The sequence below is a fragment of the Nocardioides sp. NPDC054178 genome, from assembly GCF_055585005.1.
In genome coordinates, this window is record NZ_JBVJKY010000003.1 from 618,857 (window position 1) to 637,429 (window position 18,573).

At 71.2% G+C, this 18,573-nt stretch carries 14 protein-coding genes and 1 riboswitch; of the genes, 5 read left to right on the forward strand and 9 right to left on the reverse strand.

All coding sequences use genetic code 11. The features are described 5' to 3' along the window. Nucleotides 1-13: 13 nt before the first annotated feature. Nucleotides 14-451, reverse strand: coding sequence for an OsmC family protein (locus tag ACZ6WN_RS15625; protein WP_357339810.1), 438 nt, complete (start codon nt 449-451; stop codon nt 14-16). A 37-nt stretch (nt 452-488) separates the two neighbouring features. Here ACZ6WN_RS15625 and pepN point away from each other — a divergent pair, with 37 nt between their 5' ends. The 4 genes from pepN (at nt 489) to ACZ6WN_RS15645 (ending at nt 8,501) form a co-directional block, all read left to right on the forward strand. Next, nucleotides 489-2,939: an aminopeptidase N gene (pepN, locus tag ACZ6WN_RS15630; RefSeq protein ID WP_465865752.1), complete on the forward strand. Its 2,451-nt coding sequence runs from the start codon at nt 489-491 to the stop codon at nt 2,937-2,939. A 60-nt stretch (nt 2,940-2,999) separates the two neighbouring features. After that, nucleotides 3,000-4,199, forward strand: coding sequence for an exonuclease SbcCD subunit D (locus ACZ6WN_RS15635; protein ID WP_465865753.1), 1,200 nt, complete (start codon nt 3,000-3,002; stop codon nt 4,197-4,199). Continuing rightward, nucleotides 4,199-7,120, forward strand: coding sequence for an AAA family ATPase (locus ACZ6WN_RS15640; RefSeq protein WP_465865755.1), 2,922 nt, complete (start codon nt 4,199-4,201; stop codon nt 7,118-7,120). Before ACZ6WN_RS15635 ends, ACZ6WN_RS15640 begins: the two co-directional genes overlap by 1 nt. A gap of 157 nt (nt 7,121-7,277) precedes the next feature. Next, nucleotides 7,278-8,501: an SGNH/GDSL hydrolase family protein gene (locus ACZ6WN_RS15645; protein ID WP_465865756.1), complete on the forward strand. Its 1,224-nt coding sequence runs from the start codon at nt 7,278-7,280 to the stop codon at nt 8,499-8,501. A 77-nt stretch (nt 8,502-8,578) separates the two neighbouring features. On the opposite strand, the gene gcvP is transcribed toward ACZ6WN_RS15645, so the two are convergent. The 3 genes from gcvP to ACZ6WN_RS15660 all read right to left on the reverse strand — a co-directional run bounded on the left by gcvP (nt 8,579) and on the right by ACZ6WN_RS15660 (nt 13,868). Continuing rightward, complete coding sequence (gene gcvP, locus ACZ6WN_RS15650) at nt 8,579-11,467, reverse strand: aminomethyl-transferring glycine dehydrogenase (protein ID WP_465865757.1); 2,889 nt, start codon at nt 11,465-11,467, stop codon at nt 8,579-8,581. Between the two features lie 59 nt (nt 11,468-11,526). Continuing rightward, nucleotides 11,527-11,618, reverse strand: a riboswitch (glycine riboswitch). A gap of 81 nt (nt 11,619-11,699) precedes the next feature. Beyond that, complete coding sequence (locus ACZ6WN_RS15655; protein WP_465865759.1) at nt 11,700-12,317, reverse strand: MerR family transcriptional regulator; 618 nt, start codon at nt 12,315-12,317, stop codon at nt 11,700-11,702. Between the two features lie 144 nt (nt 12,318-12,461). Continuing rightward, on the reverse strand, nt 12,462-13,868 hold the full coding sequence (locus ACZ6WN_RS15660) for an MFS transporter (RefSeq protein WP_465865760.1): 1,407 nt from the start codon (nt 13,866-13,868) through the stop codon (nt 12,462-12,464). 141 nt (nt 13,869-14,009) lie between these two features. Between ACZ6WN_RS15660 and ACZ6WN_RS15665 the strand changes: the two genes are divergently transcribed. Continuing rightward, on the forward strand, nt 14,010-14,846 hold the full coding sequence (locus ACZ6WN_RS15665) for a helix-turn-helix transcriptional regulator (protein WP_465865761.1): 837 nt from the start codon (nt 14,010-14,012) through the stop codon (nt 14,844-14,846). Nucleotides 14,847-14,868: 22 nt separating this feature from the next. On the opposite strand, the gene ACZ6WN_RS15670 is transcribed toward ACZ6WN_RS15665, so the two are convergent. The 5 genes from ACZ6WN_RS15670 to ACZ6WN_RS15690 form a co-directional block, all read right to left on the reverse strand. Continuing rightward, on the reverse strand, nt 14,869-15,336 hold the full coding sequence (locus ACZ6WN_RS15670; protein ID WP_091042032.1) for a bifunctional nuclease family protein: 468 nt from the start codon (nt 15,334-15,336) through the stop codon (nt 14,869-14,871). Nucleotides 15,337-15,400: 64 nt separating this feature from the next. Next, nucleotides 15,401-16,153 carry a transcriptional regulator FtsR gene (gene ftsR, locus ACZ6WN_RS15675; RefSeq protein WP_465865762.1) on the reverse strand — a complete coding sequence of 251 codons (753 nt, stop codon included), beginning with the start codon at nt 16,151-16,153 and terminating at the stop codon, nt 15,401-15,403. A 3-nt stretch (nt 16,154-16,156) separates the two neighbouring features. Beyond that, nucleotides 16,157-16,639: an FHA domain-containing protein gene (locus ACZ6WN_RS15680; RefSeq protein ID WP_091042036.1), complete on the reverse strand. Its 483-nt coding sequence runs from the start codon at nt 16,637-16,639 to the stop codon at nt 16,157-16,159. 113 nt (nt 16,640-16,752) lie between these two features. Then, entirely contained in the window at nt 16,753-17,139 is a 387-nt protein-coding gene (gcvH, locus tag ACZ6WN_RS15685; RefSeq protein WP_465865763.1) for a glycine cleavage system protein GcvH, read from the reverse strand. A gap of 93 nt (nt 17,140-17,232) precedes the next feature. Further along, the gene (locus tag ACZ6WN_RS15690; RefSeq protein ID WP_465865764.1) at nt 17,233-18,567 is read right to left on the reverse strand and encodes a DUF881 domain-containing protein; all 1,335 of its coding nucleotides are present in this window, start codon (nt 18,565-18,567) and stop codon (nt 17,233-17,235) included. Nucleotides 18,568-18,573: the final 6 nt, after the last annotated feature.

Here is an 18,573-nt window from a genome sequence, read left to right on the forward strand (position 1 = left end):
CGGGGGCAGGGGGCTACGACAGGGCGCCCTCGCCGTAGGTGACCGGGCTGCCGACGGCGATGGTGCGGCCGACGGTGCACAGCCGGGTCTCGGACTTCTTGATCGCGTCCGGGAGGACCGTGCGGGCGGCGTCGCCGGCCTCACCCTCGGGGAAGGTGATGTCGAAGGTGACCGAGAGGTCGACGAGGCGGTTGCCGTGCTCGTCGCGGATCTTGGTGGCCGCGGCGAGGGCCTCGAAGGTCTCCATCGGGGACCGCTTCGCGGTGATGAAGTCGACGTCCAGGGCGCTGCAGCCGGCCAGCGCCGCGAGGAGCAGCTCGACCGGGGTGAAGTCGGGGTCGTCGCCGTGGCCGATCACCACGGAGCCGCCGCGCTCGTTGGTCGCACGGAAGCGGTGCTCGCCGATCTTCTCCAGAGATACCGAGCGCAGGTCTGCCGCAGAGGAAGTCATGGGGTAAGAGTGCCATCTGCCCGTTAGCCTGTGCGACGTGAGCACCCAGAGCCTGCCCCTGCGCCGTGACGAGGCCATCGCCCGTGCCGGTCTGCTGAAGATCGAGGACTACGACGTACGTCTCGACCTGGCCTCCAGCGAGGAGACCTTCGACTCGGTGACGACGATCCGGTTCACCTCGAAGGGCGGGCCGACGTTCGTCGACCTCAAACCGGTCTCGGTCGCGCGGATCAGCCTCAACGGCAGCCCGATCGACCCGGCCACGCTCGCCAAGGGACGTCTCCCGATCACCACGCAGGAGGGCGCCAACGAGCTCGTCGTGGAGGCCACGATGCCGTTCCGCAACGACGGCGAGGGGCTGCACCGCAGCGTCGACCCGGCCGACGGGAGGGCCTACGTCTACGGGATGTGCTTCATGGACGCCGCCCCGACGATCTTCGCCTGCTTCGATCAGCCGGACCTGAAGGCGCCCTACACCTTCCACGTGACCGCGCCGCTCGACTGGACGGTGATCGGCAACGCGCCCGGCACCCAGACCTCGCCGGGCGAGTGGGAGTTCGAGCGGAGCCAGCCGCTCTCGACGTACTTCGTCACGCTCGTCGCCGGTCCCTGGCACATGATCCATGACGAGCACGACGGGATCCCGCTGTCGCTGAGCTCGCGGCAGAGCATCGCCGCCGACCTCGACAAGGATGCCGAGGAGCTCTTCACGCTCACCAAGCAGTGCTTCGACGAGTTCCACCGGCTCTTCGGCATCCGCTACCCGTTCGGCAACTACCACCAGGCGTTCGTGCCGGAGTTCAACGCGGGCGCGATGGAGAACCCGGGCTGCGTGACCTTCCGGGACCCGCTCGTCTTCACCTCGCGGGTGACCCGGGGCATGCGGATCCAGCGCGCCACCACGGTCGCCCACGAGATGGCTCACCAGTGGTTCGGCGACCTGGTCACGCCGCAGTGGTGGGACGACCTGTGGCTCAACGAGTCGTTCGCCGAGTACATGGGCAACCGGGTGACCGCCGAGGTGACGGAGTACGACGACGCCTGGGCCGACATGTCCTACGCCCGGCGCCAGTGGGGGCTGACCGCCGACCAGCGCGGCTCGACGCACTCGGTCGCCGGCAACGGCGCCGAGGACGCCGTCTCGGCGCTGCAGAACTTCGACGGGATCTCCTACTCCAAGGGCTCCGCGATCCTGCGCCAGCTGGCCGCGTCCCTGGGTGACGACGTCTTCTTCGCGGGCGCGATCGACCACTTCACCCGGCACCGGTTCGGCAACGCGACGATGCACGACCTGTTCGCGTCCTGGGCCCGTGCCGCCGACGACGCGGGTGTCGAGTTCGACCTCGACACCTTCACCTCCCAGTGGCTGCTCACCGCCGGCCCCGACACGCTCTCGTGGGACCCGGCCAAGATGGTCGTCAACCGCACCGCGCCGTCGCTGCACCCCGCCGACCGCTCCCACACCTTCCGCGCCGCGATCCTCAACGGCACGCAGTGGACCACGTCGGAGATCACGGTCACCGGGGACCGGACACCGTTCGAGGTCGCCGCCAACGCGGTCGTGCTCGACCCCTACGACGACACCTGGGCCTCGGTGATCCCTGACTGGGAGACGGTGCAGGCGCTCAAGGCGGCGCTCCCGGAGATCACCGACGACGGCCTGCGCGCGGGCGTGTGGAACAACCTGCGCAGCGCCTGGTTCAACGCCGCGGTCGACCCGGCCGACGTCATCGACATCGCCGAGGCGTCGCTGCCGGTCGAGGACCTCGAGGACTCCCCGAGGCGCACCATGCCCTGGCTCTTCGGGTCGGTGGTGCCGCTGGCCCCGGCGGGTGCTCGCGAGCGGCTCCACGAGGCGGCGCTGCGCAAGCTCGACGAGGTCGCTCCCGGCTCGGAGCTGCAGCTCTCGGCCTACCGCACGGCGATCCGCTCGGCGAGCTCGGAGTCGCTGCTGCGGGAATGGCTCGCCGCTCCCCCGGCCGGCATCGAGACTGATCTCGACCTGCGCTGGCGCATCCTGGCCAAGCTCGCCGAGAACGGGTTCGCGACCCGCGAGGAGCTGCAGGCGGCGTACGACGCGGAGCCGGCCAACGAGGCCCGCATCCACCTCAACGGCGCCCTGGTCAGCATTCCCGACGCCGAGGCGAAGGCGTACGGCTGGTCGGTGTTCACCGGCGAGACCGACCTGCCCAACTACGACATCCTGGCTGCCGGACGGGCGTTCTGGACCGGTCCGGCCGAGCTCACCGCAGGCTACGTGGAGCGTTACTTCACCGAGCTCCCCGCCACCGCCGAGAAGCGCTCGGGCTGGAGCCTGGCCGAGGCGGCCGAGGCGTTCTTCCCGAGCGGCTCGGTGACCGAGGAGACCCTCGCTGCAGCGCGGGCGGTCGTCGAGCTGGATCTGGACCCGGGCGTACGCCGCCGGGTCTCCGATGCTGCCGACAACCTGCAGCGACACCTGGCGATCAAGGTGACCTACCCGGTGTAGCCAGGCCTCGGCGGTGAGTCGGCGTCAAGACTGTCCGTGCTCACCGATAGTTTTCGGTTCATGCGGATCCTGCACACCTCCGACTGGCATCTGGGCCGGTCCTTCCACCGGGAGGGCATGCTCGGGCACCAGGCGGCGTACGTCGACCATCTCCTCTCGGTGGTGGAGCAGGCGGAGGTCGACGTGGTGTGCGTGTCCGGCGACGTCTACGACCGTGCGCTTCCGCAGGTCGACGCGGTGCGGCTGGCCTCGGAGGCGCTCGCGCGGCTGGCGGCCTCGCGGGCGAAGGTCGTCATCACGAGCGGCAACCACGACTCCGCTCAGCGTCTGGGCTTCGGCTCGGAGCTGATCGACGCCGCCGGCATCTTCATCCGCACCGACCTGGCCGGTGTGGGCCGCCCGGTGATGCTCCCCGACGAGCACGGCGAGGTGGCCTTCTACGGGCTCCCCTATCTCGATCCCGATGCCGCCCGGGCCTCCTGGGGCCTGGAGTCGCGCTCCCATCAGGCGGCGCTCGGCGAGTCGATGCGACGGGTCCGTGCCGACCTCTCCCGGCGGGGCGGCCGCAGCGTGGTGATGGCCCACGCCTTCGTCACCGGTGCCGAGCCCTCCGACTCCGAGCGCGACATCTCCGTCGGGGGCGTCTCGATGGTGCCTGCCAGCCTCTTCGAGGACATCTCCTACGCAGCCCTCGGCCATCTCCACGGGCGCCACACGATCACCGAGACGGTGCGCTACAGCGGCTCGCCGCTGGCCTACTCCTTCTCCGAGGCCAACCATCTCAAGGGGTCCTGGCTCATCGATCTCGACGAGTCCGGTCTCGTCGCCAGCGAGTTCGTGGAGGCCCCGGTCCCGCGGCAGCTGGCCCGGCTGCGAGGCACCCTCGAGGAGCTCCTGAGCGACCCGCGCCACGAGGTCCACGAGCAGTCGTGGCTGCAGGTCACCCTGACCGACCGGATCCGTCCGGCCCAGGCCATGGAGCGGCTGCGGCGACGCTTCCCGCACACCCTCGTGCTCGGCTTCGAGTCGACCGCGCCGGTCCTGGGTGCCCTGTCGCAGCCCGACCCGTCCCGGCCGCGGCGCGACATCGACCTGGTCACCGAGTTCGTGAGCGAGCTCCGCGGCGAGCCTGCGGCCAAGGCCGAGCTGGCGCTGCTGCAGAGCGCCGTGGACGCCTGCTGCGAGGATCCCGAGGTCGACTCGCTCGACTCGCGCTCCGGCGAGGCCGAGGAAGAGGAGTGGCTCGAGGTGCTCTTCTGATGCGCCTGCACCACCTGGAGATCGCCGCGTTCGGCCCGTTCACGGGCACGGTGAGCGTCGACTTCGACCAGCTCTCCGAGGCGGGTCTCTTCCTGCTCTCCGGTGCCACCGGAGCAGGGAAGACGAGCGTCCTGGACGCGGTCTGCTTCGCGCTCTACGGCGATGTCCCCGGTGACCGCTCGGTTGCGAAGCGGCTGCGCAGCGACCGGGCCCCGGCCGAGGTCGCGACGCGGGTCGTCCTGGAGGCGACGCTCGCCCAGCGGCGCTTCCGGATCACCCGCTCCCCGTCGTGGGAGCGGCCCAAGCGGCGTGGCGCCGGCACCACGACCCAGCAGGCCTCCGTCGTGCTCATGGAACAGGTCGGCGAGGAGTGGCGCACCCTCACCACTCGCCTCGACGAGGCCGGTCACCTGGTCTCGGACCTCCTCGGGATGACCCTCACCCAGTTCGTGCAGGTCGCGATGCTCCCCCAGGGCCGCTTCCAGGCGTTCCTCCGCTCCAGCGCCGAGGAGCGCAAGCGGCTGCTCGAGCGGCTCTTCCGCACCGAGCGGTTCGCCGATGTCGAGCGCTGGCTGCGCGAGCGCCGCGTCGAGCTGCGGCGACGCTCCGAGGAGCTCAACGCCGGCGTCGCCGAGGTGGTCAGCCGGATCAGCGAGACCGCGGCCGTCACGCTCCCCGACGACTGGGACGTCCACGACCTCGGCCTCCCCGCCGGCGACGGCGCGATCGCCACCTGGGCGCGCACCCTGGCCGAGGAGGCCACCGAGTCGCAGGCCGTCACCTCCGGCGCCGCGATGGAGGCCCTCGCCGCGGAGTCGGAGACCCTTGCCGCCCTCGACGCCGCTCGCGCGATGGCCGAGAAGCAGCGCGGCCTGCGGGCGGCCGCTGCGGCCGAGAGCCGTCTCGTCGCCGCGGCCGAGGAGCAGGAGGAGCGCGTACGCCGCGTCGAGGCTGCCCAGCGGGCCGAGGCCGTGGCCGGGGTCAGCGAGCTCACCGACCAGGCGAGGCGTGAGCACGCCAGGGCGACCTCCCTCGCCCCGCGCGACCTGAGCCTGCCCGATGCCAAGGCGGCCGTGGACCGGATCTCGGCCCGCCTCGCCCAGGCCCGCGCCCTGGTGCCGGTCCAGCGCCGTCTGAGCGAGGTCACCCGCGAGCTGGCGGCGACCGGCACGCAGCGCGACAGGATCCTCACCCAGACCCGAGAGCAGGCCCGGCTCGCCGAGGAGCTGCCGCAGCGGGCCGAGGCACTCACCGCGGATCTGGCCGCCGCCACCGAGGCCGCTGCCGCGATCCCGGTGCTGCGCGCCCAGGTCGCCGCCGTCACCGAGGTCGACCGGCTGACCCGGGAGCTCGTCGATGCCCGCGTCCGGCACGAGTCGGCCAGGACGGCCGCCATGGAGGCGCGCACCCGCTATCTCGACGTACGCCAGGCCCGGCTGGACGGCATCGCCGCCGAGCTCGCCGGTGCGCTCGCGGTCGGCGCGGACTGCCCGGTGTGCGGGTCCCACGAGCACCCGCACAAGGCCTCTCCCGCCGAGGGGGCTCCCGACGCCGCGGCTGAGAAGGCCGCCCAGGCGGCCTACGACAACGCCAGCGCCGAGGAGCACGCCCGCGACCAGCACGTGCGCGACCTCACCACCCGCCTCCAACTCGCCCAGGAGACCGTCGGGGAGACCGACGAGCCCGCCGCGTCGCTGGCCGAGCGCCTGGCGGGTCTGGAGCGCGTCGCCGCGCGCGAGCCCGGCCTGCGCGCCGAGCTCACCGCCGCCGAGGAGACCCGGGCCCGCTCGGCCACGCTCCGGGCCGAGCTGGAGACGCGCGCGGCGGAGCTCGAGACCACGCTCCGTCACCTCACCGAGGAGCGCGAGCGGCTCGAGGAGCAGCTGAGCGACATCCGTGGCGACCACCCGGATCTCGATGCCCTGCTCGCCACCCTCGACCGTGAGCACCGGTCGGCGACCACCGTCCTCGAACGTCTGGAGGCGGCCGAGCGGGCCGCCGAGGCGCTCGCGGGCGCCGAGCGCACCCTCGCGGCCACCGCGGTCCGGGCCGGCTTCGACACCCCCGAGAGCGCCCTCGCCGCCGCGCTCCCGCCGGAGCAGGTCGCCGCGCTGAACAGCCAGATCAAGGCGTACGCCGACAGCCTGGCGGCCGCAAGGGCGACCCTCGACTCCCCCGGCGCCGCCGAGACCCTGGCCACCGACGAGCCGGACCTGGCGGCGCTCTCCACCGCCCACCGCAAGGCCGCCGACGCCGCCGATGCCGCTCGCTCGGCAGCCGACACCGCCGCCAACCGAGCCGCCCGCCTCGACTCCCTGCAACGCGACCTGACCGCCGCGCTCTCGGCCTGGGCGCCGGTGCGCGACGACCTCGAGATCGCCGCCCGGATCGCCTCCTTCGCCGAGGGGAAGAGCAGCGACAACCAGCTCCAGATGAGCCTGTCCGCCTACGTCGTGGCCTACCGCCTCACCCAGGTCGTCGCCGCCGCCAACGAGCGGCTGGCGAAGATGAGCGACCAGCGCTACGCCCTGGAGCACTCCGCGGCCAAGGGTGCCGGCGACCGCCGCGGCGGCCTGGCGCTGATGGTCCGCGACGACTGGTCCGGCGAGTCGCGCGACCCGGCGACCCTGTCGGGCGGGGAGACCTTCGTGGTCTCCCTCGCACTGGCGTTGGGCCTGGCCGACGTGATCATGAACGAGGCCGGCGGCCAGATGCTCGATACCCTCTTCGTCGACGAGGGCTTCGGTTCCCTGGACGCCGACACCCTCGACGATGTGCTCGACGTCCTCGACACCCTGCGCGAGGGCGGTCGCATCATCGGCGTGGTCAGCCACGTCACCGAGATGCGCGAGCGCATCCCCACCCAGCTGGCGGTGGCCAAGGGACGCGAAGGCTCGACTCTTCAGGTGCTCGGCACCTGAGGCCGGAAGCCCTCGCGTCGTTCGCCGGCCTCGCCGAAGAATTAACCTTCGCCTCGACAGGTATTACTTTCCAGCCATTCCCCGGGAGTGACGTACGTCACTAGCCTGGGGCGGCTCCGCACCGCGGAAGCCCGTCCCAGACCAACCGGAGGTTTCCGTGCCCCGTCTCACCACCCGCGTCGCCAAGGTCGCCGCAACCCTTCTCCTCCCCGCGTCCCTGCTGTCGGTGACAACGTTGATGGCCTCACCCGCGCACGCCGACGGCCCCGGCAGCGGCACGCCCTGGCTGGTCACCGTGGGCGACAGCTACGTCTCGGGCGAAGCCGGCCGCTGGGCGGGCAACAGCAACTCCGGCGAGTCGCTCATCGACGCGGGCGGCAGCGCGGCGTACTTCGACAACGCCACCCACACCGCCGAGACGATCAACCGGTGCCACCGCAGCACGGCGGCCGAGGCACACCTCGGCGGTGGCGTGAGCAGCCTCAACCTGGCCTGCTCGGGCGCGAAGGTCGCCACGACCACGACCAGCGAGGGCTACTTCAAGCCGGGCATCGACTTCTACTCCAGCGGCGCCAACCAGGGCCAGGCTCTGATGCTGCAGAACTTCGCGGCGAGCCACAACGTCAAGGCGGTGATGATCGGCATCGGCGGCAACGACTTCAACTTCGCCGCCATCGTCACCCAGTGCGTCCAGGACTTCCTGACCTCGCCCTCCTGGCTCAAGGACTACTGCAAGGACGACTCGGTCGTCACCAGCGCCATGGCGGCCGGCAACGTCGCCGCGGTTCGCGCGCGGATCGCCACCGCCTTCGGGAACGTACGCACCGCCATGCGCAACGCGGGCTACGCCGACACCGCCTGGACCCTGATCGTCCAGAACGTCCCCTCGCCGCTGGCGACCTCGTCGGTCTACCGCTACAGCGAGTCCGGCTACACCCGTCAGAACACCGGCGGCTGCGGCTTCTGGAACGCCGACGCCGACTACGCGTACAACACGATCCTGCCGACGATCAACAACGCGATCTCGGGTGCGGCGGCCGACTCCGGCCTGACCAACATCAAGACGCTCGACGTCACCGGCGCGTTCGCCGGGCGTCGTCTGTGCGAGAGCTCCGTGGGCCTGCTCGAGGAGAAGGGGCTCTCGAGCTGGCGAGCCGCCGGCGCCGTGGACAGGACCGAGTGGGTCAACCAGATCCGCACCGTCTCCACCGCGAGCGGCAACTACTACATCCAGGAGAGCCTGCACCCCAACTACTGGGGCCAGCTCGCCCTGCGCAACTGCCTGCGCCAGGCCTACAACGCCGGCGCGCCGAGGTCGGGCACCTGCACCCACGGCACCGGCCTCAACGCCGGCGGCGAGCCCACCATGACCCTCAGCTGACCTGCCGAGGCGTCAGCCCGGTCGGCCGAGCCGTCACCTGAATGACGGCTCGGCCGACGTACGTGACGCCTCGGCGCCTACTCGGCGAAGGACTCGACCGGCGGGCAGGAGCAGACCAGGTTGCGGTCGCCGTAGGTGTTGTCGATGCGGGCGACCGGCGGCCAGTACTTGTCGGGGTCGATGCCCTGCGGGAAGACGGCCTCCTCGCGGGTGTAGGCGCGGTCCCAGTCTCCGACGAGGGCCCGGGAGGTGTGCGGGGCGCCGCGCAGGACCGAGGTCTCGGCGGTCCACTCCCCCGAGGCGACCCGGTCGATCTCGCGCTTGATCGCGATCATCGCGTCGATGAACCGGTCCAGCTCGCCGAGGTCCTCGGACTCGGTCGGCTCGACCATGAGCGTGCCGGCGACCGGGAAGGACATCGTCGGCGCGTGGAAGCCGTAGTCGATGAGCCGCTTGGCGACGTCGTCGACGGTGACACCGGTCTCCTTGGTCATCGGCCGCAGGTCGAGGATGCACTCGTGCGCGACCAGCCCGGTCTCGCCGCGGTAGAGCACCGGGAAGTGCTCGTTCAGGCGGGCCGCGACGTAGTTGGCCGAGAGCACCGCGGCCGTGGTCGCCCGGGTCAGACCCTCGGCGCCCATGAGCCGGACGTAGGCCCACGAGATCGGCAGGATGCCCGCCGAGCCGTAGGGAGCGGCCGAGATCGCACCGATGCCCGAGCGCTTCGAGGCGTCGGGGTGCAGGGAGTGCGAGGGCAGGTAGGGCGCCAGGTGGGAGCGGACCGCGACCGGACCGACGCCCGGACCGCCACCGCCGTGCGGGATGCAGAAGGTCTTGTGCAGGTTGAGGTGGGAGACGTCGCCGCCGAACTCGCCGGGCTTGGCGTAGCCCAGGAGGGCGTTGAAGTTGGCGCCGTCGATGTAGACCTGGCCGCCGGCCTCGTGCACCAGCGAGCAGACCTCGGTGATGCCCTCCTCGTAGACCCCGTGGGTCGAGGGGTAGGTCACCATGATCGCGGCGACGTTCTCGCCGTGGGCGTCGAGCTTCGCCCGCAGGTCGTCGAGGTCGACGGTGCCGTCCTCGGACGACTTCACGACCTCGACCTTCATCCCGGCCATCACGGCCGAGGCGGCGTTGGTGCCGTGCGCGGAGGACGGCATCAGGCAGATGTTGCGGTGCCCCTGGCCCTGCGCGTCCAGGTAGCCACGGATCGCCATCAGGCCGGCGAACTCACCCTGCGAGCCGGCGTTCGGCTGGATGGAGACCTCGTCGTAGCCGGTGACCTCGGCCAGCCACCCCTCCAGCTCCCCGACGAGACGCGCGTAGCCGGCGGCGTCCTCGACGGGCACGAACGGGTGAAGGTCGGCGAAGCCGGGCAGCGAGATCGGCTCCATCTCGGTGGTTGCGTTGAGCTTCATGGTGCACGAGCCGAGCGGGATCATGCCCTTGTCGAGCGCGTAGTCGCGCCCCGCCAGCTTGTGCAGGTAGCGCAGCATCTGGGTCTCGCTGTGGTGCGCGTTGAAGACCTCGTGGGTGAGGTAGTCGGTGGTGCGGATGAGACCGTCGGGCAGCGCGCTGGCCGTGGTGCGGTCGATCTCATCGAGGTCCACCCCCGAGACGCCGAAGGCGTTGAGCACGGCCGACAGCGTCGAGCGGGTGGTCGCCTCCGAGGTGGAGATGCCGACGGTGTCGGCGTCCACGTGACGCAGATGTACGCCGAACCGGCGCGCCGCGGCGACGACATCGGCCGCCCGGCCGGGCACGGTGACACCGAGCGTGTCGAAGAAGGTCTCCGAGACCAGGGGAAGGCCGGCCGACCGGAGCGCGGCGGCCAGCACGGCGGCGTAGCGGTGAGTGCGGGTCGCGATCGTCTTCAGCCCGTCGGGGCCTTGGTAGACGGCGTACATCGAAGCGCCGACGGCCAGCAGCACCTGGGCGGTGCAGATGTTGGAGGTCGCCTTCTCGCGGCGGATGTGCTGCTCACGGGTCTGGAGCGCGAGTCGGTACGCAGGTCGGCCCTCGGCATCGACGGAGACGCCGACGAGACGACCGGGCAGGTGCCGCTCGATCCCCGCGTGGACGGCCATGTAGCCGGCGTGCGGGCCGCCGTAGAAGAGCGGGATGCCGAAGCGCTGGCTCGAACCGACGACGACGTCGGCGCCGAGGGTGCCGGGCGCCTCCAGGACGGTGAGGGCGAGCAGGTCGGCGGCCACGACGGCGAGGGCGCCGCGCTCGTGGGCGGCGTCGATGACCGGCTTGAAGTCGGGCACCCGGCCGGAGGCGCCGGGGTACTGCACCAGCACGCCGATCGCGTCACCCTCGGGCAGGCCCTGCGAGAGGTCGGCCACGACGACCTCGAGGCCCATCGCCTCGGCGCGCACCTTGACGACCTCGATCGACTGCGGGAGCGCGTCGGCGTCGATGACGAACGGGCCGGATCCCTTGCGGTTGGCGCGGTGCACCAGGGCCAGCGCCTCAGCGGCCGCGGTGCCCTCGTCCAGGAGCGAGGAGTTGGCCACGGGCAGACCGGTCAGGTCGCCGACCATGGTCTGGAAGTTGATGAGCGCCTCGAGGCGGCCCTGGGAGATCTCGGGCTGGTAGGGCGTGTAGGCGGTGTACCAGCTCGGGTCCTCGAGCACGTTGCGACGGATCACCGGCGGCGTCACGGTGGCGTGGTAGCCGAGCCCGATCATCGCCTCGCCGGGCTTGTTGGAGGCAGCGATCTCCCGGGCGAGCGAGGCGACCTGCGCCTCGCTCAGCGCGGCCGGCAGGTCCAGCGACTCGACCGAGCGGATCCCGGCCGGGACGGCGGCGTCCATCATCGCTGCTACCGAGTCGTACCCGAGCCGCGAGAGCATGGTCGCCTCGTCGGCTGCCGAGAGCCCGACATGGCGCTCCACGAACGGCGAGGCGGCGTCGAGCTCGGACAGAGTGGGTGTGTCGGACACAGTGGCTCCTGAGGGCATCTAAGACAACTCGTACGCCCTCCCCCTCTGTCACAGCATCGGCGCCGCTTCAGAGTTGCCTGGTCCGCACAGTCGTGGGTGCCTGAGAGTTTCCGGGGAGGAATTGCCCCTTCGGCGCCCCTTCGAAGAGGAGCTCTCCCGTGCGGGATGGTCAGCACCACCAGCATAAACGACCGGACCCCGAGGTCCCGCGTCTGCGGGGCCTCGGGGTCCGGTGTCGACTGAGTCCTGATCACCCGGCGTTGCGCGCGGCGCGGCGAGCGGAGAGCTCGTCGGACATCGAGGCGACCTGCTCGCCGTCCTCGGTCGTACGCTCGCTGGGGAGCTCGGAGAGCGTGCCCTCGATCTCGCGCCAGACGCCGCCGATGGCGATGCCGAAGACGCCCTGCCCGCCCTGGAGCAGGTCGATGACCTCGTCGTTGCTGGTGCACTCGTAGACCGAGGCGCCGTCGCTCATCAGGGTGACGCGGGTCAGGTCGTCGGTGCCCCGCTCACGCAGGTGCTGCACGGCAGCGCGGATCTGCTGCAGCGAGATGCCGGCGTCGAGGAGACGCTTGATGACCTTGAGGATCAGGATGTCGCGGAAGGAGTAGAGCCGCTGCGTGCCGGAACCGGTGGCGCCGCGCACGCTCGGCTCGACCAGACCGGTGCGGGCCCAGTAGTCGAGCTGGCGGTAGCTGATCCCAGCAGCGTTGCAGGCCGTCGGGCCGCGGTAGCCGGTGTCGCTCGGCAGGGGCGAGACATCGTCGGTGAAGAGAAGGCCCTGCTCGTCAGCCTGCTCCGCCGCGCGTTGCGCGTCGTCGGCGCCGTGGCCGGGCTTCTGCTCGTGGTCGAACACGATGTCCTCCATCGTCTACTCCGTTGTGCGTAACTCCACTCGGGGAATGAACGGCTGCGGCGGGGGGACCACATCGTTGGAGTTACAACAGAGACAACTACAAGGTAAGCGTCGCAAGGGCCCTGGTCAAAGAACCCCTCCGGCGTGTCGTTGGGGCTAACCCTCAAGTATAGCCTGAGACCTTCGACGCCTGGCGGTCGCGACCAGTGCGGTCAGCACCAGGACGACAGCTCCCACGAGGAGGCAGGCCCGCATCCCGGAGAGGGTGAGGATCCCGGTCGCACCGGCCCCCAGGCCCCCGAAGACGGCGACCGCGATCGCGCCGCCCGTCTGCCGGAACGTGCTCAGCGCGCCGGTGGCGACACCGACCCGGGCGGGCTCGACGGCGTCGATCAGGTCCGCGGTGACAAGGGTGATCGCCAGCGCGCCGCCGGTGGCGAGCGGGACCAGCAGGACGAGGACCGCCCAGACGGGCGTGGTCGTCGTGAGCGGGAGCAGGGCGAGCATCCCCACGGCCAGAATCAGCTGGCCGCCGACGATGAGTGGGCGCCGGCCGATGACGTACGCCAGGCGTGGGGCGAGCACGTTGGCGCAGGTGGTCAAGGCCGCCGGGATGACGAACATCAGCCCCGCCGCGGCACCGCTCCAGCCCCGCACCTGCTGGTAGTAGAGCCCGAGCAGGAAGATCCCGCCGTAGAACCCGAAGTTGATGCCGAACCCGGAGACCAGCGCGACCGCCACCCGGCCCCGAGCCACCAGGGCGAGAGGCAGCACCGGCGCCGCGGAGCGGCGCTCCACCACGACGAAGGCGACGACCGCCGAGAACGCGACCACCGCCGCGAGCACGGCGCCCGGGCGCCAGCCGCTGTGGCCGGCCTCGATGACGGCGTACGTCAGGGCGGACAGCGCGACCACCGCGAGCGCCTGGCCCGGCAGGTCGAGCGGTGCCCGGCGCCGCACCGGCCGGATCCGCAGGCCGGCCAGCAGGGTCACGACGAGGACTCCGACCGGCACGTTGACCAGGAACACCCAGCGCCACCCGGCGTACTCGCTCAGCAGGCCGCCGGCCACCGGACCCAGCGCCATCGCCGCCGATCCCCCGATCGTCCATACGGCGATGGCCTGTGCCCGGGCCCGCGCGGCGTCGTACGCCACCCGCACCAGCGCCAGCGACGCCGGCATGACCAGCGCCGCGGCAGCGCCTTGGAGCACCCGCGCCGCGATGAGCGCCGGCATCGCCGGAGCGGCGGCGCAGGCCACGGAGGCGAGGGTGAACAGCACGACACCCAGGGCGTAGGCCCGCACCGGGCCGACCCGGTCGGTCACCGCGCCGGCCGAGAGCATCAGGGCCGCGAACATCAACGTGTACGCGTCGACGACCCACTGCAGCCCGGCCATCCCTCCACCCAGATCCCGGTGCAGATAGGGCAGCGCGATGTTCACCGCGGACACGTCCACCGTGATCACGGTGAAGCCCAGGAGCGCGGCGAGCAGCGCTCGAACGCTTCCCGCCGGCGCGGTCGCCGGGCCTCCGCTCGACACCTCGTGGGCAACTGCAGTCATGGTGCTCCTCCTCCGGATCGCTGTGCCGAGGAGTCTTGCCTCGCCTCGCGCTCGGCGGCAGACCGCGCGATGCCGGGGTGTCACCAGGGGTGGGTGTGGCACGGCCCCTCACCCGGGCCGTGCCTGCGGCACACTGGTGGAATGAGCGACATGGCTTCGACCGAGCTCGGGCGCTACCTGCGCGCCCGCCGGGCGCGGGTCACCCCCGAAGAGGCGGGCCTGCCCGCCGGCACCGGCGTGCGGCGTACGCCTGGGCTGCGGCGCGAGGAGCTGGCCGCTCTCGCGGGTGTCTCGGTCGACTACTACACCCGGCTGGAGCGAGGACGCGAGACCAACCCGTCGACGGCGGTCCTGGACTCCCTGGCCCGCACGCTGCGGCTGACCGGCGATGCCCACCAGCGCCTGCACGAGCTGGCCGAGGTCGCCTCGGGACGCGTCAGCGTGCCCCAGGCCACGACCGACACGACCGTACGTCCCTCGGTGCTCGTCATGCTCGAGCAGCTGGGCCCGCTGCCGGCGTTCGTGTTCAGCAGGCACAACGACGTCCTGGCCGCCAACCTCCCGGCCCGGCGGCTCTACCCGGGCCTGTGGGACGGGCCCCGGGAGCACCGGAACCTGACGCGCTACCTGTTCCTCGACCCGGTGGGTCGCCACCTGCTCGACCCGTGGCACCAGACGGTGACCAGCTCGGTCGCCCACCTGCGCGCCGTCGGTGGCGCCGACGTCGACTCACCGCGGCTGGCGGCGCTGGTCGGCGAGCTGCTGCTCAAGTCGCCGGAGTTCGCCGCGATCTGGGAGCTCTACGACGTGTGCGAGCGCAGTGGCGGCACCAAGACCTTCGAGCATCCGCGGGTGGGCCGGATGACCCTCACCTACGAGGTCATGCAACTGGCCCGCACCGGCGGTCAGCGCGTGATCGTCTACCAGGCGCAGACCGACACGGTCGACGAGAAGGCGATGCTCGCGCTGAGCGAGTGATCGCGCCCCGTCCCGCCCAGCCTCAGTGGGACTCGAAGTCCTCGGGCGTGATCTCGTCGAGGAACTCGCGGAACTTCTCGATCTCGTCCTCCTGCTCGGCCGGGACAGCGAGCCCCGCCTCGTCGAGGACCTCGTCGGAGACCACGATCTTGGTGCCCGTGCGCAGCGCCAGCGCGATCGAGTCCGACGGTCGCGCGCTGACCTCGACGCCCGAGGCGAAGACCAGGTTGGCGTAGAAGACACGGTCGGTGACCGAGGTGATCTGCACCTCGGTCAGCTCGTTGCCGGTCGCCTCCAGCACGTCCTTGAGCAGGTCGTGGGTCAGCGGCCTGGGCGGCACCACGCCCTGCTGGGCGAAGGCGATCGCGGTCGCCTCCACCGCACCGATCCAGATGGGCAGATATCGCTCACCCGCCACCTCGCGCAACAGCACGATCGGCTGGTTGGAGGGCATCTCCACTCGGACTCCGAGCACATCGACCTCGCGCATGTCATCCACCCTACCCGCCTCAGGGTCGCGACAGCAGCCCGGTTGACCGGCGACACGAACCGAGTCAGCGGTCGCGCAGCCCCGACTTCACCAAGGTGGCGTGCAGACGGACCGCCAGCGAGGCGATCTCGCTGCCGATCTCCTCGGCCCGGCCCTGCGCTCCGGCGTTCCCCGGGCGCCTCAGCGGCGCCACGATCTGCTCGATGAGACCGACCTCGCGGTCGGCCGCAGCCTTCATGCCGCGCAGGTGACGGGGCTCGATGCCGAACTCGGACAGCTCCTTGGCCGTGCGCGCGATCGCGAGCGCGTCGGTGTCGTAGTGACCGCTGCGCAGCGGCACCACCAGCCCCATCTTCTCCAGCTCGGTGAGCAGCGCGTCGTCGACCTCGGCCACCTTGAGGAGCTCGCGCCGCGAGATCCGCATGCTGTCCGTACGCCGGAACGACTCCGCCCCCGGCGCGCCACTGGGCGTCAGGGCCACCGTCGGGACGGTGGGGACGGTCGGCTCGATCGCCGGCGGCTCCAGGCCGCGGTCGATCGCGTCGAGGTGCTCGCCGATGACCTTGAGCGGCAGGTAGTGGTCTCGCTGCATCCTCAGGACATAGCGCAGCCGCTCGACATCACGGCGGGAGAACTTGCGGTAGCCCGCGGGCGTACGCTCCGGCTTGATCAGTCCCTTGTCCTCGAGAAACCGGATCTTCGGGATGGTGACCGTGGGAAAGTCCGGACGCAGCTGGTCCAGGACCTGCCCGATGTTGAGCCGCTCCCCCGAGTCGCTAGCCGGCCGTTGAGGGTCAGGCATCGCGGCGGCGGCCATCGGCTACGCCCCTTCGTGCCCGGCGTAGAAGACGAGCCGGAACTTCCCGACCTGGACCTCGTCGCCGTCCTTGAGAACGACCTTCTCGATCCGGTCACGGTTGACGTAGGTGCCGTTGAGGCTGCCGACGTCGGAGACCTCGAAAGTGTCACCGGTGCGCGCGAACTCCGCGTGGCGACGCGAGACGGTCACGTCGTCGAGGAAGATGTCGCTGTCCGGGTGGCGGCCCGCCACCACGGTGTCCTGGTCGAGGAGGAAGCGGCTTCCGGCACCGGGACCGCGCTGCACGACGAGCATGCCGTTGCCCCGCGGCAGGGCCTCGACGGTGGCCGCCTCGATCGGGCTGAGCACCCGGTCGGAGGTGTCGGCGTCAGCCCCGAGCTGAATCGTCGAGGTCTGGTCGGTCCCGGTCAGGCTTACGCCACACTGCGAGCAGAACCGCGCTTCGTCGGGGTTCTGGCTGCCGCAAGCGGGGCACACGGACATTTTTGAGCTCCAGGTTCATCGAGGGCCAGGCACCTACCCTCAAGTGAACGTTGAGGGATGGTATCCGCAACCTATCAGGTCGGCCCAGGTGTTCGGTTCGGCTACACGGATTCTCAGGCGTCGAGCGATGCCTCGTACGCCGCGGCGTCGAGGAGGCTCTCCAGCTCGGCAGGATCCGAGGGTGTGACCTCGAAGAGCCAGCCACCGCCGTAGGGGTCGTCGTTGACCAGCTCGGGCGTGGCGTCGAGCGATCCGTTGACCGCGACGACCTCGCCGGAGATCGGCGCGTAGATGTCGCTGACCGACTTGGTCGACTCGAGCTCGCCGCAGCTCTCGCCCGACTTGATCGTGTCGCCGACGGCGGGCATCGACACGTAGACGATGTCGCCGAGGGCATCCTGGGCGTAGTCGGTGATCCCGATCCGTACAGAGCCCTCGGTCTCGCCAGGGTTGCGCAGCCACTCGTGCTCGCTGGTGTACTTCAGGTCCTCGGGGTACACGGCCGTCTCCTCTTCAGGCGTACTGGTCTGGCCGCGGAAGATCGTCCCGCGAGCCGGTTGTCGAAACCCTACTGCGCCGCACCGACGAAACCTTCAGCGGGACACGGTGTGAATCGACTCGATGTCGATCTTCTCCTCCGACTCCACCGTGACCTCCGCGCCCTGCTCCTCGAGCTGGTCCTGCGGGCCCTGGTAGAAGTCGATCGCGCCGGCCAGCGTGTCGGGCGGGCCGATCACCTGGAGACGGTAGGGCGGGCTGATCATCTCGCCGCCCACGTTGAGCCCCGACCCGGGCTGGCCGACCTCGATCGAGGACGATGCGACGAGGCGTACGGCCTCGCCGTCGGCCCCCTCGATCTCCATCGCCTCGGCACCGCTGGTGCGCAGCTCCTCGATCAGGTCGAGGAGCGCGGTCAGCCGCAGCGGGTCGGCGCCGGGGTCGATCTCGATCGTGATCCCCGGACCGCTGACCGGCACGGTCCCGGCGATCACCCGCAGCGTGTCGACCTGCTCCTCGGCACGCTGGAGCGCGGTCTGCTGCTGGAGCGTCTGGTCCTCGAGCTCGTCGCGCGTCGCCTCGAGCTCCTCGATCTGCTCCTGGGCCTTCTGCGTGGTGCCGGCCAGGCCGGAGAGGATGTCGATCAGCTCCTGCTCGCGCAGACCGGCGTACGTCGAGTCCTCGGTGTTCGTCTGCACCTGCACCACGGCGCCATAGCCGAGCACGCAGAGCAGGACCGCCACGGCCACCTGGCCGCGCCGGAAGTGGGTGAGCGCGTCGAAGAGGCGCGCGCGACCGACCAGCGGGGCCGGCTCCTCCTCGGGCTCGTCGGCTGCCTCCGACGTGACCGGCTCCGGGGTCTTCGGCGGCTCCTCGGCGGCAGCGACCTCGTCGGGTTCATCGGCCTTGTCGTCCACCTCGGCCGCCGGCTCCTCCGCCTCGGCGGCCTCGAGCGGCTCGGCAGGCTCGACGAAGTCGACGGGTTCGACAGGCTCGACGGTGTCGGAATCTGGCGCGTCGGCAGGCTCCTCCGCCGCGGCCACATCCTCGACGTCGTCGGTGGTATCGGCGGGCTCGACCGGCTCGTCGTCGGTGACCTCGGTGTCGTCAGACCCCTCGGGCTCACTCTCCGAAGCGTCCTCTGCCGCCGGTGCCTCAGGCTCCTCGACGGCCGCCTCCTCGGACGGCGCGTCGTCGGTCTCGGCCTCGGCGGGCGCAACCGTCTCGGACGCCTCCTCGGTCTCGGCCTCGGCCGTCTGCGCCGTCTCCGCAGCCTCCGCGGACTTCGCCGGCGCCTGCTCGGCCGGCGGCGTACCTTCGTCCGAGGCATCGGGCGTGGCGACGTCCTCGGTGACGGTCTCCTCCGCGGGCGCGGCGGGCTTCGCCGCTGCCTTCTTCGCGGGGGTCCGCTTGGCCGCGGTCCGCTTCACCGGCGG